Annotated in this window: 33 protein-coding genes; 3 read left to right on the forward strand and 30 right to left on the reverse strand. The window is 35.8% G+C overall.

Annotated elements, in window-relative coordinates; all coding sequences use genetic code 11:
• Positions 1–328: 328 nt before the first annotated feature.
• Positions 329–1,315, reverse strand: coding sequence for a tyrosine-type recombinase/integrase (locus NP781_RS18735; RefSeq protein WP_257520551.1), 987 nt, complete (start codon positions 1,313–1,315; stop codon positions 329–331).
• Positions 1,316–1,481: 166 nt separating this feature from the next.
• Here NP781_RS18735 and NP781_RS18740 point away from each other — a divergent pair, with 166 nt between their 5' ends.
• Both NP781_RS18740 and NP781_RS18745 read left to right on the forward strand, forming a co-directional pair.
• Positions 1,482–1,691: a helix-turn-helix domain-containing protein gene (locus NP781_RS18740; RefSeq protein WP_257520552.1), complete on the forward strand. Its 210-nt coding sequence runs from the start codon at positions 1,482–1,484 to the stop codon at positions 1,689–1,691.
• 84 nt (positions 1,692–1,775) lie between these two features.
• Complete coding sequence (locus NP781_RS18745; RefSeq protein ID WP_257520553.1) at positions 1,776–2,471, forward strand: hypothetical protein; 696 nt, start codon at positions 1,776–1,778, stop codon at positions 2,469–2,471.
• Between the two features lie 48 nt (positions 2,472–2,519).
• Here NP781_RS18745 and NP781_RS18750 read toward each other — a convergent pair whose 3' ends face one another.
• The 5 genes from NP781_RS18750 to NP781_RS18770 form a co-directional block, all read right to left on the reverse strand.
• Complete coding sequence (locus NP781_RS18750) at positions 2,520–3,251, reverse strand: N-acetylmuramoyl-L-alanine amidase (RefSeq protein WP_257520554.1); 732 nt, start codon at positions 3,249–3,251, stop codon at positions 2,520–2,522.
• On the reverse strand, positions 3,248–3,709 hold the full coding sequence (locus NP781_RS18755) for a phage holin family protein (protein WP_257520555.1): 462 nt from the start codon (positions 3,707–3,709) through the stop codon (positions 3,248–3,250). Before NP781_RS18755 ends, NP781_RS18750 begins: the two co-directional genes overlap by 4 nt.
• Before the next feature lie 87 nt (positions 3,710–3,796).
• Positions 3,797–4,159 (reverse strand): hypothetical protein, encoded by a 363-nt coding sequence (locus NP781_RS18760; protein WP_257520556.1) that lies wholly within the window; start codon positions 4,157–4,159, stop codon positions 3,797–3,799.
• Between the two features lie 22 nt (positions 4,160–4,181).
• On the reverse strand, positions 4,182–5,927 hold the full coding sequence (locus NP781_RS18765) for a phage tail spike protein (RefSeq protein WP_306828136.1): 1,746 nt from the start codon (positions 5,925–5,927) through the stop codon (positions 4,182–4,184).
• Positions 5,921–6,070 carry a hypothetical protein gene (locus NP781_RS18770; protein ID WP_257520557.1) on the reverse strand — a complete coding sequence of 50 codons (150 nt, stop codon included), beginning with the start codon at positions 6,068–6,070 and terminating at the stop codon, positions 5,921–5,923. Before NP781_RS18770 ends, NP781_RS18765 begins: the two co-directional genes overlap by 7 nt.
• A 156-nt stretch (positions 6,071–6,226) precedes the next feature.
• Between NP781_RS18770 and NP781_RS18775 the strand changes: the two genes are divergently transcribed.
• Positions 6,227–6,952, forward strand: a complete 726-nt coding sequence (locus NP781_RS18775; RefSeq protein ID WP_257520558.1) for a hypothetical protein — start codon at positions 6,227–6,229, stop codon at positions 6,950–6,952.
• Here the strand turns inward: NP781_RS18775 and NP781_RS18780 are convergent.
• From NP781_RS18780 to NP781_RS18895, 24 genes are all read right to left on the reverse strand, one after another.
• Complete coding sequence (locus NP781_RS18780; RefSeq protein ID WP_257520559.1) at positions 6,947–7,159, reverse strand: hypothetical protein; 213 nt, start codon at positions 7,157–7,159, stop codon at positions 6,947–6,949. The genes NP781_RS18775 and NP781_RS18780 overlap by 6 nt on opposite strands.
• A gap of 186 nt (positions 7,160–7,345) precedes the next feature.
• Positions 7,346–7,594 (reverse strand): hypothetical protein, encoded by a 249-nt coding sequence (locus NP781_RS18785; RefSeq protein WP_257520560.1) that lies wholly within the window; start codon positions 7,592–7,594, stop codon positions 7,346–7,348.
• Positions 7,595–7,768: a hypothetical protein gene (locus tag NP781_RS18790; RefSeq protein ID WP_257522579.1), complete on the reverse strand. Its 174-nt coding sequence runs from the start codon at positions 7,766–7,768 to the stop codon at positions 7,595–7,597.
• Positions 7,769–7,873: 105 nt separating this feature from the next.
• Complete coding sequence (locus NP781_RS18795; protein ID WP_257520561.1) at positions 7,874–8,467, reverse strand: hypothetical protein; 594 nt, start codon at positions 8,465–8,467, stop codon at positions 7,874–7,876.
• A 100-nt stretch (positions 8,468–8,567) separates the two neighbouring features.
• The gene (locus NP781_RS18800; RefSeq protein ID WP_257520562.1) at positions 8,568–8,726 is read right to left on the reverse strand and encodes a hypothetical protein; all 159 of its coding nucleotides are present in this window, start codon (positions 8,724–8,726) and stop codon (positions 8,568–8,570) included.
• Positions 8,726–8,995, reverse strand: a complete 270-nt coding sequence (locus tag NP781_RS18805; RefSeq protein WP_257520563.1) for a hypothetical protein — start codon at positions 8,993–8,995, stop codon at positions 8,726–8,728. Before NP781_RS18805 ends, NP781_RS18800 begins: the two co-directional genes overlap by 1 nt.
• A gap of 15 nt (positions 8,996–9,010) precedes the next feature.
• Positions 9,011–10,756, reverse strand: coding sequence for a pyocin knob domain-containing protein (locus NP781_RS18810; protein WP_257520564.1), 1,746 nt, complete (start codon positions 10,754–10,756; stop codon positions 9,011–9,013).
• 13 nt (positions 10,757–10,769) lie between these two features.
• On the reverse strand, positions 10,770–11,585 hold the full coding sequence (locus tag NP781_RS18815) for a phage tail family protein (protein WP_257520565.1): 816 nt from the start codon (positions 11,583–11,585) through the stop codon (positions 10,770–10,772).
• Positions 11,582–15,418: a phage tail tape measure protein gene (locus NP781_RS18820; protein ID WP_257520566.1), complete on the reverse strand. Its 3,837-nt coding sequence runs from the start codon at positions 15,416–15,418 to the stop codon at positions 11,582–11,584. Before NP781_RS18820 ends, NP781_RS18815 begins: the two co-directional genes overlap by 4 nt.
• A gap of 188 nt (positions 15,419–15,606) precedes the next feature.
• Positions 15,607–15,888, reverse strand: a complete 282-nt coding sequence (gpG, locus tag NP781_RS18825) for a phage tail assembly chaperone G (protein ID WP_257520567.1) — start codon at positions 15,886–15,888, stop codon at positions 15,607–15,609.
• A gap of 60 nt (positions 15,889–15,948) precedes the next feature.
• Positions 15,949–16,800 carry a major tail protein gene (locus NP781_RS18830; RefSeq protein WP_257520568.1) on the reverse strand — a complete coding sequence of 284 codons (852 nt, stop codon included), beginning with the start codon at positions 16,798–16,800 and terminating at the stop codon, positions 15,949–15,951.
• On the reverse strand, positions 16,801–17,157 hold the full coding sequence (locus tag NP781_RS18835) for a hypothetical protein (RefSeq protein WP_257520569.1): 357 nt from the start codon (positions 17,155–17,157) through the stop codon (positions 16,801–16,803).
• Complete coding sequence (locus NP781_RS18840) at positions 17,154–17,573, reverse strand: HK97-gp10 family putative phage morphogenesis protein (RefSeq protein ID WP_257520570.1); 420 nt, start codon at positions 17,571–17,573, stop codon at positions 17,154–17,156. The genes NP781_RS18835 and NP781_RS18840 overlap by 4 nt, the downstream gene beginning before the upstream one ends.
• A complete protein-coding gene (locus NP781_RS18845) occupies positions 17,573–17,884 on the reverse strand; it encodes a phage head-tail adapter protein (RefSeq protein ID WP_257520571.1) in 312 nt (103 codons plus the stop codon). Before NP781_RS18845 ends, NP781_RS18840 begins: the two co-directional genes overlap by 1 nt.
• Complete coding sequence (locus NP781_RS18850; protein ID WP_257520572.1) at positions 17,868–18,140, reverse strand: head-tail connector protein; 273 nt, start codon at positions 18,138–18,140, stop codon at positions 17,868–17,870. The genes NP781_RS18845 and NP781_RS18850 overlap by 17 nt, the downstream gene beginning before the upstream one ends.
• Positions 18,124–18,333: a hypothetical protein gene (locus NP781_RS18855; RefSeq protein ID WP_257520573.1), complete on the reverse strand. Its 210-nt coding sequence runs from the start codon at positions 18,331–18,333 to the stop codon at positions 18,124–18,126. Before NP781_RS18855 ends, NP781_RS18850 begins: the two co-directional genes overlap by 17 nt.
• 15 nt (positions 18,334–18,348) lie before the next feature.
• Positions 18,349–19,590, reverse strand: coding sequence for a phage major capsid protein (locus tag NP781_RS18860; protein ID WP_257520574.1), 1,242 nt, complete (start codon positions 19,588–19,590; stop codon positions 18,349–18,351).
• On the reverse strand, positions 19,583–20,287 hold the full coding sequence (locus NP781_RS18865) for a head maturation protease, ClpP-related (RefSeq protein ID WP_257520575.1): 705 nt from the start codon (positions 20,285–20,287) through the stop codon (positions 19,583–19,585). The genes NP781_RS18860 and NP781_RS18865 overlap by 8 nt, the downstream gene beginning before the upstream one ends.
• Positions 20,284–21,390 carry a phage portal protein gene (locus NP781_RS18870; protein WP_257520576.1) on the reverse strand — a complete coding sequence of 369 codons (1,107 nt, stop codon included), beginning with the start codon at positions 21,388–21,390 and terminating at the stop codon, positions 20,284–20,286. Before NP781_RS18870 ends, NP781_RS18865 begins: the two co-directional genes overlap by 4 nt.
• Positions 21,391–21,468: 78 nt before the next feature.
• Positions 21,469–23,184 (reverse strand): terminase large subunit, encoded by a 1,716-nt coding sequence (locus NP781_RS18875; RefSeq protein ID WP_257520577.1) that lies wholly within the window; start codon positions 23,182–23,184, stop codon positions 21,469–21,471.
• Complete coding sequence (locus NP781_RS18880) at positions 23,168–23,542, reverse strand: hypothetical protein (RefSeq protein WP_257520578.1); 375 nt, start codon at positions 23,540–23,542, stop codon at positions 23,168–23,170. Before NP781_RS18880 ends, NP781_RS18875 begins: the two co-directional genes overlap by 17 nt.
• 99 nt (positions 23,543–23,641) lie before the next feature.
• Positions 23,642–23,953 carry an HNH endonuclease gene (locus NP781_RS18885; RefSeq protein WP_257520579.1) on the reverse strand — a complete coding sequence of 104 codons (312 nt, stop codon included), beginning with the start codon at positions 23,951–23,953 and terminating at the stop codon, positions 23,642–23,644.
• On the reverse strand, positions 23,953–24,144 hold the full coding sequence (locus NP781_RS18890) for a hypothetical protein (protein ID WP_257520580.1): 192 nt from the start codon (positions 24,142–24,144) through the stop codon (positions 23,953–23,955). The genes NP781_RS18885 and NP781_RS18890 overlap by 1 nt, the downstream gene beginning before the upstream one ends.
• 41 nt (positions 24,145–24,185) lie before the next feature.
• Positions 24,186–24,422: a hypothetical protein gene (locus NP781_RS18895; protein ID WP_257520581.1), complete on the reverse strand. Its 237-nt coding sequence runs from the start codon at positions 24,420–24,422 to the stop codon at positions 24,186–24,188.
• Positions 24,423–24,597 lie beyond the last annotated feature (175 nt).

The raw sequence follows: 24,597 nt of genomic DNA on the forward strand, positions 1-24,597 counted from the left end.
GGATGTAGTCTGTATTTTACAGGCTGCATCTTTTTTAAACTGCCTCACCAATTGTTTTTAGAATATCTAGGAATAATGGGAACATCTGAATTAATACATAACCTAATCCTGCATTCATTATCGTGCTCCACGCCTTTTCACTATTGCCCAACAGAAAGAAAAAACAGGTTTAAGGGAAAATGTAATTAGTGAAATGGTTAACAACTAAAGGAAAATATTTAATCGTGAACAAGTAGCTAAAGTGATTCAATACTTAGAAATCACCGATATGAATGACATATTTGATATTAAATAACAGATAACGATAATACGTTATCTGTTATTTCTTTTATTGAACATGGTATTTTTTAAATGCATCACGCTTACGTTCTTCACTTACTGGTGCATATCTTAGTGTAGTGGCTGGGTTTTCATGCCCTAAAAGATGCTGCAAATCTGCAAGTTCAATACCAGCGTCCATAGCAAGCGTCGCAAATGTGTGGCGCATAACGTGAGGTGTTAAAGGCTTGCTCACTTGTGCAGCTTGCTCTATTTTATCAATTTGAAATTGTATTCCTCTATTGGTTAATCTTCTGAATGGCCTACGTTCAGTAACAAACAATGCTTCACAATCATCTGCACGTGATTTTAAATATCTCTTCAAATGATAAAGTGCCTTGAAGCTAAGAAAGACTTTTCTCTCCTTACTCCCTTTACCAAATACAACTACGCTCATATCCTGCCAATTTATATCCTCTACATTAAGCGATCTTAGTTCATTTAATCGGCAAGCTGTGCTATAAAACACTTCAATTAAAGCTCGCTGACGAAGCGTTTCACAATGTTCCCTAACAGTTTCAAGTTCTTCGATAGACAATCCATCTCGAAGCCTCTTAGGCGTTTTTGGAGTCTTTATTTTAGCTGTTGGATTCTTAAGAAGCATTTCTTCTTGTACTAACCAATTGAAGAACGAACTAATAATCGTTAATTTAGTTGCAATAGTCCCACTTTTTAAATGAGCTTGTGCAGCAAGATACTGGCGAATATCAGCAGTAGAAGCACGAAGTAAATTTTTCTGTATAAAGTTGATAAATCGTTTCAATTCGTATTGATAATTTGTAATTGTAGTTATTGAGTAATTTTCTAGTTTGATAGCATTTATATACATCTTCAGCAAATCTTCATTACTCTCATTTACGTCAATTTCATCTTTTGTCTCAATTGTATAGGTCGAGAGCAAATCATCTAAATATAAAGCAAGTTTTGTTTCGTCATAATTTCCAGAGGCCATTTTAACAACGGTTGTTATTTCATTTAATAAGTGTAGTTTAGACATAAATTAACCTCCTAATGTTTATAATTAAAACTTATTAGTTATAATATAAACCTAATTAGTTATTTCTTCAACTAATTTTATAACTTTTTGGTTATTATTAATTCCATTTAGGGATTAATTAATATATACTACAATTAAACAAATAATAAATTGAGGTGATCACAATATGAGTATGGCAGAAAAAATTCGTATGCTCTTAGCGAAGGAAAATAAAAACTTAACTGAATTAGCTGAAATGCTAGGGACATCACAGCCTAACCTTTGGAAGAAAATGAAGAGAGATAATTTTAGCGAAAAGGAATTAATTGAAATCGCTGAAGCAATGGGAGTTAAATTTGAAGCAAATTTTATATATAAAGATGGTACAAAGATTTAGTATAAGTTGATTCATATTTGTTTTTCATATGTACATTTAACTCATGGTTTCCTAAAATGGAAATATAAAGGGAGGATTTCAAAAATGAAAAGATTATTTTATGTCGGAATATTATCAGCACTATTACTTGCTGCATGTGGCGAGGGAGAATCAAACCCAAAAGAGGAAAAGGTTATAGAAGCTTCTACAAACAAAGAAAATGTTGAAGAAGAGGAAAATAAAACTCAAGCAGAAGAAGTTGAGCCCACACCTAAACAACAATTGTCAGATGCCCTCATAAGTTTATTTGATGAAAAATTAGCATTTGATTCAGGAGATTACATTCAAGGTGATATTCCAAAAGGTGATTACGCTTTCGTTCGTTTCAACGAAGGACAATACTATTCGGAAGAAAATCAAAATGGAGACATTGTAGATAACGAAAACTTTGATAGTTTTGGATATGTATTTGTACATGGTGTTGGGAATATCTCAAATGGAGGTCTATTAATTAATATATCTGCTTTCGATAAATTAAATGTAAGTAGTGCTAAACAGATTTTTGAAATGTTAAATGATAAAACAGACTACACAGATGCTGGATATTATAAAGTAGGTGTAGATATTCCTGCTGGTTCATATGTTCTTGAATCATATGGTGATGCCTATGGCGAAGTAGCGACAGGCCCTGTAGGTAACTCTGAAATTGTCACTAATAATAATTTTAATGGTAGATATCAAGTGAACGTAGTGGATGGGCAATATTTAGTTTTCTCTAATGCTATGATCACGCAACAATAATCGAAATGCCCAGACTCACATTTGAGTACCTGGGCATTATTTTTAGAATTATTCTACCTCATACAATTTTGTTGTTTTGCTTTCGTTGTTATAAACGAGCTTCAACCCTAACAACTCGGCTAACTCACGGACTTGTACATACGTTCTTCCGTCTTGAATGATTGCAGGTATAGACTTAGCATCATTTAGCATCACTTTAGCTTCTACAGTTTTCTCCACGCTACCTACCTCCTTCTTTATCGTGTATCCAATATGGGCTGCTAATACTTTAGCTACAGCTTGGCAAATCGCTTCAAAGTGTTTGTCCAAAAATGCAATGTCCGTTCGACTATTAACAAAACCAAACTCTATTAAAATGCTAGGTTCATAAGTTCGCACAAGCACACCTAAATCTGTACGTTTTTTTGCCCCTCTATTTTTTAATCCACTGGCATTGCAAATAGCATCTACTACTTCTTTTGCTACAGTATCTTGATCGAAATAAAGCACCTCGGCTCCAATACCTCGCTCTGTTATATATCCACTTGAATTTAAGTGACCAGATACAATAAATCCATTACGATCTTGATTATGGTGAGCAATTAAATTATTGATATTTTGAGTTTGATTTTTCGAAACTTTATCTTCATAATACGTTGCTGGTACACCATTAGCGATACAGATGTCATAAATACGTTTGATAAATTTACGAGCATATTGTACTTCATCAATAATGCCCCTCGCTCCAGTTCCATCACCATAATGACCTACATGAAATTCTATTTTTTTAGCTGTTGTCATTTCTTTTCACCTTCCTTTGATTTCAATTCACTATCTACATTTTTTCCAGTCATCTCATTAAGTACTTCATGTGCGAACCTTTCATCTGGTTGATTGTCAATAACCTTTAATTTTTCAGCTAATTGCTGTGGTACTAATACCCCTAATTGGGCCATGTTTTCAACGATTGATAGTGCTTCGTTTGCAATATAAAAAAGTACTGTCGCAAAAGTGAGCGTGCCACTTAAGGACAATACCTGATCAACAATATTAGCTGTGATAATTACAATTAATATTAATAATTTACGTGCATAGCCAAACAAACTTTTACGACTCCACAGGTTCCCATTCTTTATTGCTTTGAAAACACCTGTAACAATATCTAGCCCCATCAATAACAGCAATAAATGTAAAAACTTCACTCCACCGAACAAATATAAATGTGCTACTTCTAAATAATCCAAATTAATTCCTCCCATTAAGCTTCACGCTCCTAATTTTAAGTATAAAAAATAACGCTAAGCTTTTAGCTTGCGTTTCTTCACTTACTATCTAATATGTGATCTCTATAGTGGCTGTGCTACTTCTAAAGCTAATCTGAAGAATAACACCGAATCATCAATCAGTACGAATTCTTTACTATTTGTTTCTGTTTCGATCTTATCCAGCGTTGTACTAACATCAGTCGCATTCACGTAAACATTACAACGTGCCACAATCATATGAATATTATTACCTGTTTCAATTGTACTTTCCGCTCGTACAATTGCATGGATCATACCTTTTGCAAGAATAAGATTTCCAATGCGAACAACAACATTAGTTTGTCCTGATAACGTAGTTTGCAACTTTTTAAGATCTAAATCCTCTAAAACGCCAATTTGTTTACCATCATGTTTGATTATTACGAACTTTGCTTGTTCTGCCATTTTAAAAATTCCCCCTACTCTATTACGTTAATTTAACTGAACCTACTGTTAAACCATTTTCCTTTACATATAAATAACCCCCAGACACAGAAATTCCTATACCTGGCGAATGTGCTAAAGCAACACCCCGAACAGTAGCGTACGAAAAATCCACTGTTCCATTAAAGTCTGTAATTCCACCATAGTTTCCTATAGTGATATCAGTAGAGGAAAGGGCTAGAGCTTGTGCAGATATCTCCATAGCATATCCTGAACTGTTTATTCTGTTAGAGTTATTGAATACTAACGACTTATCACCATTACCCTGTCCGAGATACAAATTGTTACCTACTGTTGCATCTGTAGCAATATTAAGAGTGGAATAACCTGTAATAGAACCACTAGCGATTACAGCACCATTTAAGTTAATTTTAGAAGCTTCTATTGTTGCAGCCCATGGATCTAAATTGATTTTACTAACCATATTTGCTCCAGTAAAATCTGTAGCATCTACTTTTAAAGAAATACTATAGGCATTCTGCGTAATACTGGTTTCTGCACTACTAAGACGGCTATCCATACTACTAAGAGATGAACCTTGTGCAGAAACCGTCTGTTGAATTTGGTCAGCTCTAATATTTATAGAAGCCATTTCATTTGTAATACGATTATTTACACTTAAATTAATGTTATCTGCTTTTATTTCAATAGCAGCTACAGACTTTTCCAATTGGTCAACTTCTAGCGTGATGCGATCATCGGTTTGATCAATTTTGCTTTGGAACTCTTTCTGCGTTTCCTCAATCTCTTCTTCTAGTTCTTCTTTAGTCTCTTCTAAATCTATTTGTTGTTTCACAAATAAATCTTCCGTTGACTTTATCAGTGAATTACCAAACACTACGCTAGCTGTGATAAGTTTACCGTTTCGAAACACCTTATTTTGTTTTAGGATACGTGTCAGCATTTCTATACCTAATGGTTCATAGATAAGCCATACTCGCTCTCCTATTTCTCGACTAGTAAGCTCAGGTATTGCCGATTCTATCGCTAATTCAGGAACATCTTGGATTTTACTCGCAATATAATCTTTTAACGATTGAGCATTGGTAAATCGATTATCATGTATTGGCTCCGCTTCCCATTCGCCAAATATGTCTGCATTTGGCGAACGATAAATAACCTCTAATCCGTCAGCACCATAGCCCTTGATTACAGTAAACAGATTTGAAGTATCTTCTTTTAAGACAACAGAACTAACATTATGCTTATACCGAAATTGATAGTCATAGTCACCACCAATTAATTTAGCAAAATGCAGGACTCGATTAGGTAAAATCATATACTCACATTGATGATACTTGCAGATTTTTGTAACCAACGATACGACATTATCATCGCCAAACTTATCAATGTAATTTGTGACACTGGCTATGTCACTTTCTACTGTACAAGTCCAACCTGTACCTTGTAATGCAAAATTGGCATGATTTATAAGCGTGTGACTGCCGCTGAAGATGGCCTGTTGCCTTGTTTTCGCATGATCAAAAAAAGTGTTAATTGCTGTTACTGTTTTGCTATCGTTTGTGTTACTAAATTGTTTAACTCTAAAATCTATGTCGCCCACATTAATTATTGCTTCTGATTTCAACAGTTCATAACCAGGATTATTTGCATTTGGAAAACTTGTCAACGACAACGTAAAACTACCATCTGTTGATTGCTCCATTTTAAAATCTGTTCCTATGTTGATTAATGGCTCCATCCGTGAATCACTTGAAACACTTAACATGACTGATCACCAACTAAAGTAATTTTCGTTGCTCCTGACACTTCAAATGTAATAGCTGAAGCCGTGATAGTAACCTCCGATTTGTGTCCATTCCCCTCAACTGTGCTAATAATTTTGTCCTCTGCCATTTCAATTTTTGACATATTCTCACCTTCTTTCTAATAAAAATTCAATAAAAATACGCTACTCAATGCGAGTAGCGCTTACTGAACAATATGGAACTCAGTATCTACATATCTACTTCCTTGATATAATGTTGGTATTAGCGATTAGTTGCTAAAATACTAGTAGGAAAGTGATTGGTTATGATGATAAAAATTTATGACAATTGGCACTATCAAAATTATGAAAGTGATTCATCACATTCTAATGATCCCTTGATAATAATTAGAGATGTTTGTGACCTTATGTTAGAAGCTTTTGATGAAAATCCAGATACGGTTTTGCTGATCACTGACATCAAACAACTCGGAAATCCTATTTGTTTAGATAACAATATGGAAATTTACCTATCAACAGCTGGAAATACTTATTGGGCACAGAATGCGTATCAACTAAGTCATGAGCTGTGCCATCACTTTATTAAGAAAAAAACACCAATAGATAATAACTCATGGTTTGAAGAATCAATTTGTGAGCTTGCCTCTATTTATTTTTTATCAAAAACAGCATCTTTATGGAGCAATTCAACAAACGCTGTAAAATTATTTTACTCTAGTTCAATAACAGAATACATTTCTGAATTATTAATTAGTCGTTCGAATATCGATCTAAAACAATTAAGCATTCAAAGTTCTGCTCTCTACAAAGAAATGAACGCCGATCCATATTTAAGAGATAACAATAACTACATAGCTACTAAACTATTACCAATATTTAAAAAAACTCCTTCTTTGTGGGAAGATATTTACCTAATTCGAGAGCTTAATATTAAAGATTTAAATACCTTTTTCACTAAATGGTCACAGCTTGCAAAAAAAGAAAACGTAGGATCCATACTCGAAATTTCAGAGTTGTTTTTATAATCCTGGTACACCCGCAGGTCCTTTTGCATCACCAAGATAATTACCGCCATTTTTTATCCAGGTTGTACTCTCCTCAATAGAATATAGGCGTCCCTCTATATTTGATAACATTTGAATAATGCGATTTTCATTCTGCTCTTGGCTACTCATAACAACCTGGAGCAGTTCTTTTACTTCTTTTAATTCATTTAATACTATTTCGTCCATTATAAAGCTCCTTCCTGGTATTCAAATTTAATAAAAATACGCTACTCGATGTGAGTAGCGCTTACTGAACAATATGGAACTCAGTATCTACATATCTATAAATGTAGATATATCAGTATTTGTAGGCATTTTTGTATATTAGTATTTATAAATGTACAGTAAACCCACAGAAAAAAAGCATCCGATTTATGAATGCTTTTTAATAAATACCTTATACATATTTTGAAGATATTTAGTCGGCTCAGGCATAGGTGCAGCTTGCCCAGGCTTTCTTTTTTCTTCTTGTTTAGCGTATGTTTCTTGAATGCGGGACCAATCTTTTGAATATTCTTCTTTGAAAATTTCAATAAATTGTTCCTCTGAAATATCCAATCCGTGTTTTTCAAACAGGTTGCTTAACTTCTTCTCTTTTGCAGGTACAGGTTTCTGAGCCAACTAAATCCCTCTTTTCTTTCGCATTTCTTCAATCATTTGTTCTTCTTCGATAAAATTTTTCATTTGCTGATTAATCCAAGTAGAAACTTTAATCCCTTTTTTAGCAGCATACTTACAAAATTCCTCATATACTTCTGGTTCAAGTGTGATGTTGTGTCGTGACATTGCAGCCAATGTGGTCAGTCCCTTCCAAAAGTTTCTAACTACATTGTCAAACATTACTAAATATTTATCAATACACACTTATACACACTACTGAACAATATGGAACAAATATTATCAAAAACCTAAGAAATCTAATAATTTATTTCCACTTTGACTAATTGTAATTGTCCCAGGATTAATATACTCACCATTTTCAGAACTCCAACTAGTTTTAGCACAAATAAGTCCAGCTCTTTTTAATTTATTGTCTGCAGAATTTATAAGTATTTCTTGATCAGATCCTACAATCGGAATTATAGGTCCTTCTTCGGTTCTTCTTGAAAGTGTTACAAAACGTTTTAATTCTAAAACCCTCATTTCGGATATTAAATCAAAATAGTAGACGATTATATCTTCATTCTTAATGTTATTCTTTACACAATTCTCAAATCCCAATAATAAGAACTCTGCCTTATCATCTTCTTGATCCTGCATAATCTTTTCAAAAACAGGAACTCCTACTTTATCTACAAAAAATTCAACATCATTTTTAGATAGATAATAAAATATTTCATTTAGTTTTTTTTCGTTTTTCTTTAGTCTATTTTCAAACCTATTTAATCTAACTCCCGTTACAAGTTTGCTTATTAAAGGGGTATATTCTCCCATTAAACTAGCACCTTGTACAACAAGATCTTTTAAATCCGTTACCCACTCTTCAGAATTCATAAAAACTCCTTTCGTCTTTCCGTACTACAATATTTTTCGACGAAAAGGAAAGGATTCCTTCTTTAATTCGACATTAATATACAGTAGTCATTAGATACACTTAAATGCCTTCTGTATTTGCTAAAATGTAGTCCTCAACAGCAACACGGTAATCCTCATTCGTAATATCATCTAGAACATATACTTGTCCTGTTTTTGGATTGAGACCACCCGACATAATTCGTTCTGCTGCAATTCGCACAACAATTTGATTAATCATTATAAAATCCCTCCTACTTGTGCATCTGTTTGTAATAAGAGAATATCTTCTTTCAGTTTTTCATTCTCCATTTCCGTTGGAGTTAATTCTTTTGCTTTTACTACTGGAACCCCTTCACTATTGATAGAATCAATGAAATGAGTATTATAGTTAATTTCACCCTCGTGTATCTCTAAAATAGCGAAATCTGTTATTACTTCAGGCTCTTCCATAAAATGCTGGTACAGTATTTTACCTGTACTTCTATCGTAAAATATTCGATTGAACATGCATTTCCCTCCAATTTAAGAAGTTATCGTATACCTTATAGAACCACCTACCCAATTTCCAAGTCCACTTCCCAAACGGAAAGTGAAACGTACAGTAGAGCCTATAAACTCTATATTAGAGACGTACAGCCCACTTGACACTTGAGCGTTTCCATAATACAGTCCGTGTATGAATAATACACCGCCACATTGAACCATAGCGTTTCGTACTGTCCCACCTGCAAATGTAACGTCCACCTGAACCTGACCAGTTCCTGAAAAAGATGGAACGTTCATAGTGCTCTCTTGTACTGTTTTTCCTTTAGGTATAACTTTAATGTTTGCAGCAGTCGTCGCAAATGGTGCGTCAGGCGCAGTGTAAACTCCCATGTCAGTAACCGCCTGATTGACTGTTGCCTTACCATTACTGACAGATGTAAAAAGTTGGTCGTAGTCAATCTTATCCATAATTCGATTCCATGCAGTCCATGTAGTCCCACTATGAAACGCACGAATGTACATTAATGGTCTAGTACCTACTGTGTATTGTATTTGTACAATCCAATCTGGCGAATAAGACTTTACTAAAATAACACTAATGGATATCTCTGCTCCATTGGTGAAATTGTATCCTTTATAGAAACCATCTTTCTTTAAAACATCTAAATCACCACTGAAATAGTCTATAGCAACATGAAATTTACTACCCAATGTTTGTTCAATCATGTCTTGATTTGTTTTAAGGGCTTTAACAGTATCTGCAGAAGCTGCCTTATCTGCTCCACCTGTTATAAGGTCATTAACTAACATGACATGTCCTGCTACTTCGGTGGTAGCCATTTGTCCCAAATGTTCAGTAACTTCATTTTGAAGCCCATCAACCTTTTGATTGATTTCTGTTAAATCTGCTGGCGGTCCTGGCGGGCCATCTGGTCCAGGAGGGCCTATCAGTGTTTCAAGCCATTCAATTTCTGTTCCAACAAACCCATTTTCAACTGCCACCTCATAAGCCGATTTCCCTTCGACACCTTTAATACTACCTAAGTTTTGCCAATCATTACCGTTGTATACGTATAAATCTCTATCAGCACCAATTGTGTATGCATCACCTAAAGTAGGATTTGACGGTAATTCCGACACATCATTAAAATGACCTAACACTTTAATTCCTGTACCTGGTTCACCTTTTTCTCCTCTCTCCCCTTTAGCACCCCTATCAGCAAATAACATCCAAAATGATGTATCAGTTACAGGTTTATTGGTATTGTTTTGTAATGCGATGTACGTTTTACCGTTCAGCCCTGCAAGATTGTTTTTGAAATAATCAGTAGTAGCGTTCCATTCGCCGCGAGGTCTAAAATTCGAAATAATTACTTGCATTTGGGAGATGGTTGTTTGTGCATCTCCAGCCGCTTGTAATGCTGCATCTTTAGCCTCCATAGCATCATTTGTAGCAGTTTCAGCAGCCTGTATTGCATTACCTACATCTGTTAAAGCAGCGCCGATTGTGTTGAGTGCGATTTGTAAAGCTTGGTTATTTGCAGTAATTGCATCCTGTGTAGCTGTGTTATTAGCGTCGATTGATTCTTGTACAGCTACGGTTGCACTTTCTACAGCATCATTTAATCGCTTTAATAATTCGTCAACCTCTTCTCCACCAGCTAAAATTTTGATTTGTCCCTGCAAATTGCTTAATCCATTTTTAATCCTTTGCCAGTTTTCATTAATCCCATTTCTCTGATTGCGATTCCAATTATCTCCTGTTACATTAAGATCAATCATATTTTCACTTCCTTTACATGTACAAAAATCTAAAATTAAAAACGATACTATGTATAGTACCGTTTGTGATAGAAAAGGAATTATCCCCTGGTATAAGGGAAATCAACTTCTTATTAGTTTGTTTAAAAGCACTAACTCCATTTTTAAAAGTACGAACACCACTTATTTTTAATTCATCAGTACCTAACAACGGTCCATTGAATTGATAAACCTCTCCTGTCGAATGATTTATTAGTGTAAATGAAGAAGCAAATGCACCTTTTATACTGACTTCCAACATACTTTCCCTAGGGTCTACTATTGCATTCCCAATGTTTTTAACGATAAATTCGTTAGTATTAAATGAATAATTGTATACCTCATCGACATTAATACCTGAACCAAATCCCCAAAGACCTATATCCCATGTGCGTTTTTCTTGTAAATCTAAAGATGTTGCAACAGATTCTGCATAAATATTCTCGCAAAGAAAGGATATCGTAAATGTATTAAGTCTAGGGCTTGGTTTTATTTCAAAGGATGAGGCTAATCGAACCTTCCAACGCTTATATCCTTGCTTTTTGTGAATAATATAAAACGGTTCTTTTGAGACAAACAAGACATTCAACTCATCTCGCAACAAGTAATAATCATTTATGTCACGAGATTTAATAAGTATTTCTGCCCTTATTTCACGTTGTTCGAAATTCACATCTGTAACAATCGGTGCTCGTCCATCTATAGAAGATATTGAATATCTAGGTGATACAGATGGTATGAAAGGCTTTAATAATCGGCAATCAAAATCAGCTAAATCTAATCTGGTACCATCCATTTTTTCAATTATCATCGCATATGAACTCCCTTCATGAGACCTGCTATTGATGCCGCGTTGTGTTGTTTTTGGGATACAAATGGTGCAGTCGTTTCGCCTACTATACGATCATTCATTACTGCTTGAACAACAATTGTAGATGGCATTGTTATTTGATTTAATGCCATTGTTTCAGCTACAGCAGTACGAACATACCCCAACAAAGTGTCAATCGGTGCAATCGCTTCCGCTCCTGCTTCACCTACGCCTTGTAAGCCAGCATTAGCTGTAGAGAAAATAGTAGGCTTGTCAAAAATACCGCCTTTTGCATTCCAACTGACATCCAATCCATTTGATAGTATTTGTTTCGTCTCTTCATGCGTCCACACTTTAGCTCCTTTGGGGAGATCATACAGTCCGAAATTAGCAATTCCATACATGCCATTTACTTTGAAAAGTTCATAACCTTTTTCTCCCATGAATGCCAAACCACCAGGGTGGTAATTTGTACCTTCAGCCCAACCAAAAATATCTTTAGCTCCCTCAACCACAACATTAATTGCTTTGCTAATCTTTTTCGACCATTTTTCATTTTCTTTGTCAGGATCTTTACTTTGTTTGATGTCTACCTTTTTCGTATGGCTTTTGTCTAATTTTCCGTTCCACACATCTGTTCTTGTAATATTTTGATCAGTTTTTTGTTTTGCAGCATCGAATTGACCGTTGACTTTAGCCAACTTTTGTTGACCTTCATCAAATTTTCCGTTTTGCGTTTCAACACTTTTTATAACACCATCTATTTTCGTTTTTGCTTCAGCGATTTTTTGGTTTTCTTCCTGCAGTTTTTGAATACCTTTTTGCTTCTCGCCGTTACTATCTCCTTCTCGCTTTATCTTATCTTGCAATTGACTAATCAAATTTTGGTTTTTTGCAATTGCATCATCTAATGATTTTAATTCTTTACCTTTTTCAATGTTGATACCTAAGTTTTTTTCGAGGATTTTAGTATAGCTATCTAAATTATTTCTATTTTTTTCAACTTGTTCCCCAATTACTTCAGACTGCTTTTTCTTTTCCTCCAATGTTTTATTTTCTGTTTTGAGTGTTTCATTGAGCACTTCTAAGTTTTTATTAGTTTTTTCGTTTTTATTTTCAAGTTCAAAATTCTGTAGTTTCAGCTCATTTTTTTGAGCATCTAATTGGTTCCACTCGATGAAACCAGCGTCTTTTTGACGCTCTGTTAATTCTGCTAACTTTTCATTATTTTGTATAATAATAGCTTCATTATCTGCAATTTCTTTTTGTATGCTTCTTTGTTCCGCTTTTTTTGCATAAACAGAATCTTCTAGAGCTACGATCTCACCTAACAATGTTTCATAATTGTCTATTTCTGAATTAACCGCTTCTAAGTCCGAAATCATCCTGTTATAAACTTCAAGTTCCATACGATTGAGTTCTGCTTGTGTCATTTCTTGCAATTTACCTGTTGTATCAGCAATTCTATTTCCATACTCTCCTACAGCTTCACCAGCTTGTGGGAATATTTCCATTAACGTTTCATTACTTGACAATAACTTGGCAAATTCCTCGTTTGACAGTCCAGATTTTTCACGCAAACCAGCCATCCGTTGTTCCAGTTCTTCCACCCTTTTAGGTGATGTTGTATTCTCTAACTCTGATTGCAAATCCAAGAAAATCGCAAATTCTTCACGAGAAAGCTTCGACTTTTCCCACAAAGTTTCAAATCGAGTTGTTAAATTGGCTACATTTTCTGCTTGTTTATTGGTTTTTTCAATCAATTCACTCGTCTTATCAATATCAGCAGTTTTTTCTTCTAAAACTTTCGTGTGACTTTCTGCCATCTTTAAATTATTCTCTGCCAATTCTTGCTCTTTCTTTAACTGCTCATCGGCTTTTTCTCGTGTCAAAGCATACGCTACTCCAAGTGCTGTAATGGCTCCTATCGCAATACCAACAGGACCAGTCAATACAGTTAATGCGCCACCAAGTAAACCTGTCCCTGTTGCAGCAGCACCTGCAGCAGCTCCAGCACCTGTGAGCATCCCTATTAACGGCGCACCCACTGACATAATGGAACCAATACCACTTGCAATAAAGCCAAAACCTGTTATAAGTGGTCCAGCTGCTACCGTTATTCCCCCTAGAGCTACTGCTATATTTTTTGCAGATGGTGATAAGTCATCAAACCAACCTGTTACTTTTTCTACCCCCGTTGAAACTTTCGGCAACCAATCTTCTGCCAGGTCTAATATTGTTTCTCCAAATGGTAAAAGTGCGGTTTGCGCTGTACGCATAATTTCATTCCATCTTTGGCCGAAAGTTTTATCCTGAACTTCAGCCATTTTGTCCATTGTTCCTGTTGCTTTATCCATTTCATTACCAACAGTTGTTAAGCTATACATGGCAGCTTCTTCGAGATCTTCCCATTTCGTCCCGAACAATGCAACACCTAAAGTTGCTCTTTCAGTAGGATCATCCAATGCTTGAATTTTCCCAATCACCTTTTGCATTGCTTCTGAACCTTTTAATGAGCCGTCACTTAATCCATCAAAAAACGCATTAGACTCACCCATTGTTGCTTTAATAGCAATAGCTGTATCTTCAAATGATTTCCCGCCTTTTTGAAGGTTTTTAACCATTTCTTTTGCAGTACCATTACCTACTTTTTCAGCTAATTTTCTATATTCCTCTGTTTCGGTTCCAGCCTTTTCAAGTGAATTTATAAATTGATCTATTCCTTCAGGCGCAAACAATTGGGCTATTGCATCAGTCGTGGAGGCACTGCCATCCTTAATACGAATACCAAATTCTTTTACTGCATCATTTAGGTAGTCAAGGTTATATACACCTTTTTCAGAACCATTCATTAAAACTTGAAAATATTCATCTGCTTCGAATCCAAGTGCTGAAAAAAGACCTGAATATTCCGCAACATTGTCAAAAAGCTCTCCAGAAAAGTTTAAACCCTTTTGAGCACCATAGGCTAATAAATCAAATGCCTCTTTACTATCAATACCAAAGTTCACCATAAGGTTGTTTCCTGCTCGTGTAACTTCATTAACATCTGATTCAAATGTTTGAGCAAGCAACATTGCATCACGCGTTACTTTTTCTAACTCTTTACCATCCGCAATACCCTTCATATTTTGCTTAACTTTAATTAATGCATCTGTTACTTCTTCAAGTGATTCTCCAAAACCATCTTTCCACAAGTTTTTGGCATTTGCTTCAAGGTTTTTCGCCTCTTGAGCCGTAGCACCTAATGACATCTGTATCTTTGCACTGGCATCATCAAATTGTTTTGCGGCGGCGCCTGCTGCTACACCAAACGCCGCTATTGGAACAGTCAATCCAACAGATAACTTATTCCCTAAGGATTGCGCATTATCACCAAAGCTTCGAATTTTATGACTAGTTTTTTCTAGCGTTTCAGCATAACGTTCAGCATTTGTTGTTGCATTTTGCCATTGACTCTCTTGTTGTTGCATCGCTCTTGCTACTTGCCCAATTTGTTGCTCTGTTCGACGCATAGCAGCCACGGCATTGTTATATTTAGTAGCAAGCTTTTCCGCTTCTACTGAATTTCGTCCTTTAGCTTCAGCTACTCGTTCATATTCAGCACGTAATTGATCCACTTTCGTCCGTTGCAATTGAAGAGTATTTCCAAGCATTTCGTTTTTAGCCCGCAAACCTTCTAAAGTTCGCTCGTAATCCCTGTTACCTGCAGCACTTGCTCTAAACTCTGAATTTAACGCTCTAAGTTTTGTATCAATCTGTTGAACAGATCGAGTGAAATCTGCTTGATCTAATGTTAGATCGATTCTCAATACGCCAATTTCTTCTGACATTTATCTCACCTCACTTTATAACCACGGAACATCATCTGCATATACAGCTGTGGACGGTATATTCGGATCTTCACTTAACTCAAATAAGAATTTAATATCGCACGCATCTATTTCATGGAGTTTCCATCCACTTTTAAGTAACGAGCGATAAATTGTTTTCAAACTTTCATATTCTTCTTGCGGTGTACTTACTTTCCCTCTGGCGCCTTACCAGTTGTTAATTCACTCAAGAAGTCAGCGATGGTTGGCATGATTTCTCGGCCATCTATTCCTTCCCAAAATTCATCCACTGTGAATTGATTATTGTAAGCTGAAACAATTAAACCTACTGTTTCCTCGACCGCTTCTTTTTCCATATCCGCTAAATCGTATTTTGTTTTTAACTCTAAAAACTTTCGAAAAACTAAACCCGGTACAAAATCTGCTTTAAATGTTTTTTCTTTCTCATCAATCATTAAATTAATTTTCATTATTCTTCCTCCTAAAAATAAATAAGGTCTCCACAGATAATTGTGGAAGACCTTCATTTTTTATGCTGTTGTTGTCACTGTGATAGCTGTTGATTTAGTTCCTTCCGCTGTATCTTTCTTTGCTGCTACCTGATATTCATACTCTGTTTCTGCAGTTAGACCAGTGTCGTTATATGAATTAGTTGTTGGCGTGCCAATTGAAACGCCGTCACGGTATACAACATATCCAGTAGCCCCTGTCACTGTATCCCAAGTTAATGACACGCTAGTTGCATCAGGTGTACCTGCTACATTAGTTGGCGCTGACAATAATTTTGACGGTACATACACCGCATTGAACCAATTTTGTAAAACTTCTGGCTTCGCTGTTGAGTGTGTTGAATCAAGACGTGCTCGCCATTTGCCATCTTCACGGGCCATAAATTTACCTGTAATTGTTGGCGTTTGGTAAGCTACTGAACCTTGTTTCGTTTGATGTGATGCAGCTGGCGGTTGAAACTTACCTTTGTAATACCAGTAAAGTCGACGACCACCACCCGATAAGGGAATCTCAAAACCTATTGCAATGTACCGAGCCACATCATTCACCGAATCTTCGATAACTCCATCTTCATTAATAGTTTTACCAAGTAAAAAAGCATAATCTTCAGTACTTAAGTCTTTCACACCGATTTCAATATCAATGTCACCTAATGCTTCATCAACCTCAACCGCTTGATCATCTGCGTACAAAGTTGTGATAGAGAAGTTAGGCGTAATGTTTGCTGTTATCGCCTGTGAGATACGCTTAATAGTGCCGTATGTTGTTGTGCCATTCTCTTCTTCTTTGGTTAAAATTGCAGCATGAAATCTTTTTAAACCGATTTGTGTTCCTGCGAAAAATTGAATGTTTAGAGGTACTAACATTTTCATTTATATTTCACTCTCCCGTTCTTCTGTATAAGAAAAACGGATTACTTTGTGATAGTAATCCGTTTCATCTTCAAAAAATTCGTATTCATTTGTTCTGGAAAATCCTAATGGCGCCAATAAACCTTTTATTTGTTTGGCTGTTTCAATATAGTTTAATCGTGTGAATAAGCTAATTTGAATACTATGAGCAGTAGCTACTTCTTCATCATCAGCGTATAAAGCTCCCTGTTGATTGTATTCCGTAACAATGATGTACTGATCATAATTTTGTTCTGTATCTTTTTTTGATAAAGTTAATCGTCTTGTAGGAATGTTGAGAGGACTTAACGCATTTTTAATTTTGTTAAATTGACTCATAGGCCCATCTCCCTTTTAATGACTTTTCCCATTTCTAAGATAATCTCTGGCTTCGATTTCTCGAATGCTCTTGCCATAACAGGATTTGGACTCGTGTCACCCCATTTTACTGGACGTCTTACGCCATTCTTATCCTTATAAGTACCTTGTCCAGCTGAACGGCCAAACTCAACTAAATGAGCGTGATAAGCTTGTCCTGTGTGTACAGTCAACTTACCGTTTTTCACTTCAGTTTCCTTAATGTTATCGTGCAATGTGCCATCATCACGCACACGGTTTGCTTCAGCTTTTGCAGCCCTTACTAGTATTTCGCCACCTGCTTCAAGTGCCTTTTTCTCCACACTTCTTTCAACCCTCATGCCAAGCCCTCTCACTTGATTTAGCAGTTCACTCATGCCATGCAATTCCATTCCCATCAGCGGACACCTCCCCAACGTTGACAAGTTAATTCGATGTTCTCGCCTTTTTCATAAGTACGAATAACTTCATATAATTTGTCATTAAATTTAAGCTTCACTTCGTCAGCATATTCGCTGATTCGCAAAGATAACTGAACTTCTGGTTTATATCCTTGGGCAGACGCTTGATAAAATTCACTTGATCGTACAGACAACTTATTTACAAAGACCATTCGCTCATTTGGTTTTGAATCAGTTGGGAATCCGTCTTCATCAAGATCTTCAGTACCTGAAATTAAAAAAGCAACATCCTTAAACATTGCTGCCATTGTACTCACCACTCAATGCTAAGTGTGTTTTTAAAGAATCATAGCTTTGCTGATATTTCTCACTGTCAGCATTATCTAGTCCGAAATTAGCTTTTGAATAGACAGTGACAGCACGAATGATCAAAGGATCTGTTTCATCTAATTTCAAAACGCCACTAATGCGTAAATCCGCACGAGCAGCGTCTATCAAATCTTGTATTTCATTGTCTAATGCATTGTGTGTGATCCTTAATGATTGTTTAATCTTGTTCAGCATCTTTATCACTAGCTTTCTTTCGTGGTGTCCGCTTTGAAGCTTTAAGTGATTCCACTTCGTTGTTTTGTTCAACGAATCCTGCATCATTTAATTCCGACACTCTATCGTAATCAGTTGAAATAAAAAAAGAGCCAGGTGCATAAAAAACCCCTGATTCTTTATCAATAAATTCTTTTGCAACATTGTGTTTCACACTAACCCCTCCTTGTTATGCAGCCGGAGCTTTTCGAATTAAGGCAAATGCTTTTGTATCAAGTACACCTCCATCAACAATTGTATAAGCTGCGTAATCAACTGTACGTGCTTTTACATGTTCTTCTGTAGCAATAGACATTGGTTCATTTGTATTTACTACGTAACCGCTTTGAGCATTTCCAATAATGATACTACCATCCGTGATAGATGCATCTGGTTTAACGACTAATCCAAACATACGACCAACGCCACCTGATGTTACATCTGGAATAAATAATGGTCGACCGTTATCATCCATCAAATTAGCTAGTTCATTCCAGATTGTTGCATTGTTTGCATAAATAGATGCACCATTTAGATAAGATGAATGTAGTTTTGAAACTGCCTTTGTCATGATCGCATAGCTCAATGGTATTGGTGTTGATGCGTCTGGAGAATACGCTACAACTTGTGGTGTATCGACTTCAGCTAATAACGCCGTCTCAACCCCTTGTGGTTCAGTATTTCCATTTCCACGAGCTGCAGCGTATCCTAATGCAACACCAATACGCTGTGCAAGTTCATTTTTGATGTAGGAGATAAATTCAGGAATCGCCATCGCACGTAATTTCCACGTAATTGTAATTGCTTTAGATAATTCATGACCATCTAATACTAATTCACCAAATGTATTTTGTTCATCAGCCGTTGGTGTTGATTCTGTATACCAAGCAGCATCCCCAGCATCAATGGACGAGTGCTTTTTAATTACCATTTTCCCTTGTACATTGTATTTTTTTGCATCACCAAATAACGGATACATCTCTTCAGCACGACTCCAAATACCTCCAACAACAGTTTCTGGTATCAGAATTGCTGTATTGCCTGTATCATGCGTATAAGCATTACTAAACTCTTTATTTACATTTTCAAATACAACTTGTTCATCATTCGTTAAGCTTTGCCCCATCATATGCTTTGCCCAAGCATTTTCATATGTTTGTTTATCTGTTAAAACAATCTGCTCTTCTTTTTTCGCTATAACCTTTGGACTCTCTGGTGTTTTTGAGTAGTTCTCTAGATCTGCAATCACTTGCTTATCTTCCAATGCTTTTAGGTTAGCATTTGCTAATTTTGCCGCTTCAATTTGAGCATCTAATGTCTCGATTTCTTTCTCAACAGCATTAAAATCTTCAATTTTTCCTTCAGCCACTAATTGTTTTGCCTTATTTAATAACTCACTACGTTTTTTTAACATTTCTTTAATTTTATCCATTATAATTCCCTCCAAGTTCTAAAATCTTTAGTCTTGCTAATAATTCAGCCTCTCCAGAATGAGTCGATGTTGATGGTTTAATATCAGCTTCTATTAACTTTGTAATCTTCGTAATAGCTTCATCATTTAGTTGAATACCACCAAATAAATCTGCCACTAATGCTTGTTCATTCTTTTCTTCAAACATCACCTCATCTGCAAAACCGTGTTCTATTGCACTTTTTGCATTGAACCACGTTTCTGAATCCATTAAATTCTTTAATTCTTCATCAGTTTTTTTAGTTTTAGTTTTATATGCATTAGCAATAGATTGATTAGCAGATTTCAGTACTTCTGCAGTATGTTCAAATGTACGGTAATCCCCTCCAACAGAAGTCGAGACATTATGAATCATGATTTGAGCTGTTGGTGATATTAATACTTTATCGCCAGCCATCGCAATTACAGATGCAGCTGATGCAGCTAAGCCAACTATCTTTACCGTAACTTCGCCAGCATACTCTTTTAGGGTTGTGAAAATTTCACTTCCTGCAAACACATCACCGCCTCCACTATTGATTACCACCTCAATAGGTGCATTATTTGATGGCAAACTTGCATGTATCTTTGAAGGACTTGTAGCTTCTATGCCAATCCAATCGTAAATACGTTGCATACGATCACTGATAATCGTTCCTTTTACATTAATTTTTGTCATTTGTTCTCACCTCCCTCTGTTGTTGGTGCTGTATCCAATCGCCTTATGAATGTATCTCCATCAGGTTGAGGTGCATAATTTAAAATCTCACGTACCTCGTTCGGTGACATTATGCCACGATCCACAAATTGGACTAAATTCATTTTTGTACTCATACTAGCGAATGATAGATTACTTGCTTCGAATATAATTTTGTTACCAAAAGCACGTTCCTTGCGGGAGAATAACTTACGCGTAAAAAGAGTGGATAGTTGGTAAATGTCTGGCTCAATGGCTAATTCATAGTAAGCAATCCATTCATCCTCCGTATATTCCGATTTAACAATTTTCTCATTGGTGTTAAAAAAGGAAAGTATTCTCGTAGTTGTTGTAGCCATCTGTTTTTCGTTAGGCACAAAATCTTTTGGCTCTACTTGTTTCGCATCCATTTTTCCATCAGTAGCTGCAGCTCCTACTGATTCGCTTTCTGTAGATAAAAAATCATTTACAAACCGTTTCGTTTCAGCCTTAATATCCTCTGGCCGTAATGTTGAAGTAAATTTCAATAACCATCTAATCACATTGGAATTTTTTATTGCCTTAACGATACCTTGATCAGTTGTATTAACAATTTCCATCAAAGGTGCAAGTGCATCAGCGTTACTATCACCAAACAAATCATTGTCGTTGTAATCCTTTCCTAAATGAATAACATCATTATGTTTGAATGTGACGGTTTTCCCATTTTTAATTGTGAAGCGATAATATAAGAGGCCAGCTTTGTCTGTCAGGACCTCTGCTGATGTTGTTGAAATTGGATATAGACCTATTGGATAATCAAATTCATCTCGTTCAATAAAAATAAACGCATTATTATTCAGCTCAAGCTGCGTAATCGTACGTTCAAGTAATTGTTGCATTGTCATATGAGGATTGGGTTCTTCTAATAAAAATCGCATGTATGGCTCTGGATTAACTTTTAAACCATTAGCATCCTTTCGCACATGCTTAGCTAGCGTTTTTCCAATTGCACGAACTTTAGGTCGTATAGCAGCCCTTACAATGTCTGATTTATAGACATTTCCGTTCCATGCAAAAAAGCCGTCTGCTCTATCCTCAATCATTTTATATGAGGACCTCGTGACCGCTTGATTTTTCCTATTAAAGATGTTAAAAACACCCATTTAATTGTTCACCGCCTTTTAAATCATATTATCGTATTCGCTTTGTTTATCATTAAAGACAACAAAAGCATTTAACATAGCTGCTAATCCATCAATACGCCTCCGCTGATTTGTACCTTTCACTGGTTGAATTGTATTGTTCTTCTCATCAATACTAATTGAAGTATTAGTGAGACACCATTTTGTAATCGGATTATTACCATAATTAATACGATTCTTTGCTAACTCCGCTTTTAACAATTTCATTGGACTAGATAACGTTTGTTTCCCTTGTGCGATAGGTATCATAGACTCTTTACCAAAATAATTTTGCATTTCTTCAACCCAATACTTTGCAGACCATCTATCATAGCCATTCCAAGGAATGTACACATCATATTCTTGCATCATTTCTACGAACCACTCTGTAACATACTTATGATGAACTGTATTACCTGGAGTTGTCCTTAATAAACCACGTTCATGCCATAAATTGTACGGAATTTTATCTTCATTTGAACGTTGTTCTAATAAGTCTTCAGGCAACCAATACATATGTTTAACATAAATAGTGTTATCGTTAGGCACTTTAAACATTATACAAGCAGCTGTTAAGTCGACTGTTTCAGATAAATCTGCACCTCCAATAGCATATCTAGGTTTCAATTTTTCTAAATCGAATGTTTCCGTATTGTTAGCTTCATCAAAAGTAAGCCAAGCTTCAATACCTGTCTCGCGAATATTAAAATCTTTCGTTAGTAAATTTTTAACAAGCATCGGATTGGCTTTAGCTTTATTTACTTTTGTTTGTAATTGGTCAACTTTTTTTATCGTCCCTAGCCCTGGGTTTGCTTTTTTCCAGTTAGCTTCATCCGTCCACTCTTTACGATTATCAAGTTCATAAATGATTGGAAGAAATCTTTCATCTTTATAGCCATCTTCATCATCCAAACCGTTTAATAGCATTTCTGCTTCTTCATATTTCATATCATAAACCGCTTCACGAATTGTTCCAGCAGTTGTGATCATCAATATTAACGGTTGTTCTCGCGAAGTTGTACCATCTACAATGACGTCGTAAAGATTTTTATCTTTCCATGCATGAATTTCATCCAAAGAAGCCCCATGGACGTTCAAACCATCCAATGTATCCGAATCGGAACCAACTGGTTTGAATGTAGAATCATTAAAATCAGCAACCAACTCTTTTACTAAAGGTTTAATCCGTTTTAATAATGCTGGAGATTTTTTTACCATTCGTTTAGATTCAGACCATACGATTTTTGCTTGTGACTCTTTTGTTGCTACTGCATAAATCTCTGCTCCACCCTCTTTATCTGCAATTTGCAAATACAAACATATAGCAGATGAGAGTGTTGACTTCCCGTTTTTACGAGCAACTACCAATAGGATTTCACGATGTTTTCTAGTTCTTTCTGTCTTATGAATAAACCCAAAAGTTGCTGTAACAAATGCCTTTTGCCACAGCTCTAAAATTACTGGTGAGCCTGCCCATTTCCCTTTAGAATGTTTACAGTAGTTCTCTATAAACTCTAGTGCATGATTTGCATGTCCTGGGCTATATTCCCACTCACTTTTAGGATTATAGATTACATCCTCAATAAGATGTCTATAGATACGTTTTACCTTTGCACTTACTGTTATTTCACCATTTTGTATTTTCTCGTAATATTCAATGATCGGATTATATGAAAGAGGATACCGTATTTTTTTCTTGTCATTCTGGTCTTTCATTTACAAATTCCTCAAATCCATCATCCTTTTCACCTTGAATACCATTATCCTCTTTCGGTAATAAATTGATTAATTTATCGTAAGCAGTGGTGTACCGATTGATCATATTGTTGTAGGATTTTTGCGCTGGATTCTCCACAATCATTTGTTGGGTTCCATTCTTAAAAAGGTAGGTCGGCCCTTTTGTTTTAATACTATCCTCTAATATCTCCAACGTAATTGTCATGAAAGCTATACGCTTAATTAATTCATGAGCAACCTTTTGCTTTTCTTCTGATAAAACAGCGATAATCCCTTCTAATCTCTCTATTTCACTACTAATCAGTTCATCTTGCCGTTTTTTAGATATTTTTGCCATGAGATTTTAGTACCCCCCTCACGTGGAAATGACCTGTGTATTCTTTGAACCTATGCAGCCGGTGTATTCTCGCCCCGTTCTCAATTGTTGATAGGGGGGCTATCTATCATTGGGTAATTCTATTAAATTTCCATTTTCATCAAATCCTAGTCCTTCCCCCACTGGAGAATACTTTTCAAAGTGTTCTCTGTTGTGACAATCGTGACAAAGCAGTTCTAGATTGCTATGATTCAACGTCACAGTTGGATCATTGATATTGTGCGAACCGATATAAGTTTTATGATGGACAATCTTACCTGGTGACTGACATCGTTCACACAAACCGTGCTTACTTTGGTAGTAAGACTTGCGACACTTTCGCCAAGCTGTTGAGTTATAGAAACGTTTGGCTTCATCTGTATGATCTAACATTACTCATCCTCATCTAATCGTTTTGACAGTTCATTAATAGTTGATTCAATCCATTCATTCACGAATCTTTCTTTGTCATCACCTTTATATTCAGCAACACTTGCCAACGTACCGATAAGTAATCCTGCTAACTGTTCTGCAGAAAAGACTGCTGTCAATCTTGAAATACTTTGTTCTATCTGCTCAAACATTTTTCATCCTCTCCTTTTACAGCATAATAAAAAGCCACAACTCATGATGAGCGTGACTTTCTTCTAATTAATTCTGATACCATTTCAACAAGAACTTTTGTACTCTCTGACAAATAATACTTCTGTACATAACCATCTTTATCAGTTGGTGGATTTAGTATTTCTTCAAAATCATCTTTGGTTAAATGAGAAAAGTATACACCTTGTTTAGTAATGTATTCTTTTACTTCTTTCATAAAATTGGTTAATTCATATTTGTCCATCTGATTTACTATCATCCGCTATCCCTCCATCATGCTTACTTTAATGGATTTAGTATAGCACAAAACAGGAACACACGTTTGTGTTTTGTTCAATTAAAAAAGTCACACCTTGTAAGATGTGACTTTGTAGTGTTGACGCCCAGCAAACGTCTATTAAGTTGTTGCCTGTTAAACAGGACTTTTCATGTCG

The organism is Lysinibacillus sp. FN11, from assembly GCF_024628845.1.
Lineage (GTDB): Bacteria > Bacillota > Bacilli > Bacillales_A > Planococcaceae > Lysinibacillus > Lysinibacillus capsici.

Bases quoted from the DNA above. Each gene is read 5' to 3' on its own strand.
- NP781_RS18800 (WP_257520562.1), bottom strand. From the start codon at position 8,726: ATGATTAATCAAATTGTTGTGCGAATTGCAGCAGAACGAATTATGTCG.
- NP781_RS18820 (WP_257520566.1), bottom strand. From the start codon at position 15,418: ATGTCAGAAGAAATTGGCGTATTGAGAATCGATCTAACATTAGATCAA.
- NP781_RS18850 (WP_257520572.1), bottom strand. From the start codon at position 18,140: ATGCTGAACAAGATTAAACAATCATTAAGGATCACACACAATGCATTA.
- NP781_RS18865 (WP_257520575.1), bottom strand. From the start codon at position 20,287: ATGACAAAAATTAATGTAAAAGGAACGATTATCAGTGATCGTATGCAA.
- NP781_RS18740 (WP_257520552.1), top strand. From the start codon at position 1,482: ATGAGTATGGCAGAAAAAATTCGTATGCTCTTAGCGAAGGAAAATAAA.
- NP781_RS18880 (WP_257520578.1), bottom strand. From the start codon at position 23,542: ATGGCAAAAATATCTAAAAAACGGCAAGATGAACTGATTAGTAGTGAA.
- NP781_RS18760 (WP_257520556.1), bottom strand. From the start codon at position 4,159: ATGGCAGAACAAGCAAAGTTCGTAATAATCAAACATGATGGTAAACAA.
- NP781_RS18735 (WP_257520551.1), bottom strand. From the start codon at position 1,315: ATGTCTAAACTACACTTATTAAATGAAATAACAACCGTTGTTAAAATG.
- NP781_RS18780 (WP_257520559.1), bottom strand. From the start codon at position 7,159: ATGGACGAAATAGTATTAAATGAATTAAAAGAAGTAAAAGAACTGCTC.
- NP781_RS18770 (WP_257520557.1), bottom strand. From the start codon at position 6,070: ATGTCAAAAATTGAAATGGCAGAGGACAAAATTATTAGCACAGTTGAG.
- NP781_RS18885 (WP_257520579.1), bottom strand. From the start codon at position 23,953: ATGTTAGATCATACAGATGAAGCCAAACGTTTCTATAACTCAACAGCT.
- NP781_RS18860 (WP_257520574.1), bottom strand. From the start codon at position 19,590: ATGGATAAAATTAAAGAAATGTTAAAAAAACGTAGTGAGTTATTAAAT.
- NP781_RS18815 (WP_257520565.1), bottom strand. From the start codon at position 11,585: ATGATAATTGAAAAAATGGATGGTACCAGATTAGATTTAGCTGATTTT.
- NP781_RS18805 (WP_257520563.1), bottom strand. From the start codon at position 8,995: ATGTTCAATCGAATATTTTACGATAGAAGTACAGGTAAAATACTGTAC.
- NP781_RS18870 (WP_257520576.1), bottom strand. From the start codon at position 21,390: ATGATTGAGGATAGAGCAGACGGCTTTTTTGCATGGAACGGAAATGTC.
- NP781_RS18765 (WP_306828136.1), bottom strand. From the start codon at position 5,927: ATGTTAAGTGTTTCAAGTGATTCACGGATGGAGCCATTAATCAACATA.
- NP781_RS18845 (WP_257520571.1), bottom strand. From the start codon at position 17,884: ATGGCAGCAATGTTTAAGGATGTTGCTTTTTTAATTTCAGGTACTGAA.
- NP781_RS18755 (WP_257520555.1), bottom strand. From the start codon at position 3,709: ATGGGAGGAATTAATTTGGATTATTTAGAAGTAGCACATTTATATTTG.
- gpG (WP_257520567.1), bottom strand. From the start codon at position 15,888: ATGAAAATTAATTTAATGATTGATGAGAAAGAAAAAACATTTAAAGCA.
- NP781_RS18895 (WP_257520581.1), bottom strand. From the start codon at position 24,422: ATGATAGTAAATCAGATGGACAAATATGAATTAACCAATTTTATGAAA.
- NP781_RS18750 (WP_257520554.1), bottom strand. From the start codon at position 3,251: ATGACAACAGCTAAAAAAATAGAATTTCATGTAGGTCATTATGGTGAT.
- NP781_RS18875 (WP_257520577.1), bottom strand. From the start codon at position 23,184: ATGAAAGACCAGAATGACAAGAAAAAAATACGGTATCCTCTTTCATAT.
- NP781_RS18810 (WP_257520564.1), bottom strand. From the start codon at position 10,756: ATGATTGATCTTAATGTAACAGGAGATAATTGGAATCGCAATCAGAGA.
- NP781_RS18890 (WP_257520580.1), bottom strand. From the start codon at position 24,144: ATGTTTGAGCAGATAGAACAAAGTATTTCAAGATTGACAGCAGTCTTT.
- NP781_RS18830 (WP_257520568.1), bottom strand. From the start codon at position 16,800: ATGAAAATGTTAGTACCTCTAAACATTCAATTTTTCGCAGGAACACAA.
- NP781_RS18835 (WP_257520569.1), bottom strand. From the start codon at position 17,157: ATGAGTCAATTTAACAAAATTAAAAATGCGTTAAGTCCTCTCAACATT.
- NP781_RS18745 (WP_257520553.1), top strand. From the start codon at position 1,776: ATGAAAAGATTATTTTATGTCGGAATATTATCAGCACTATTACTTGCT.
- NP781_RS18795 (WP_257520561.1), bottom strand. From the start codon at position 8,467: ATGAATTCTGAAGAGTGGGTAACGGATTTAAAAGATCTTGTTGTACAA.
- NP781_RS18840 (WP_257520570.1), bottom strand. From the start codon at position 17,573: ATGGGAATGGAATTGCATGGCATGAGTGAACTGCTAAATCAAGTGAGA.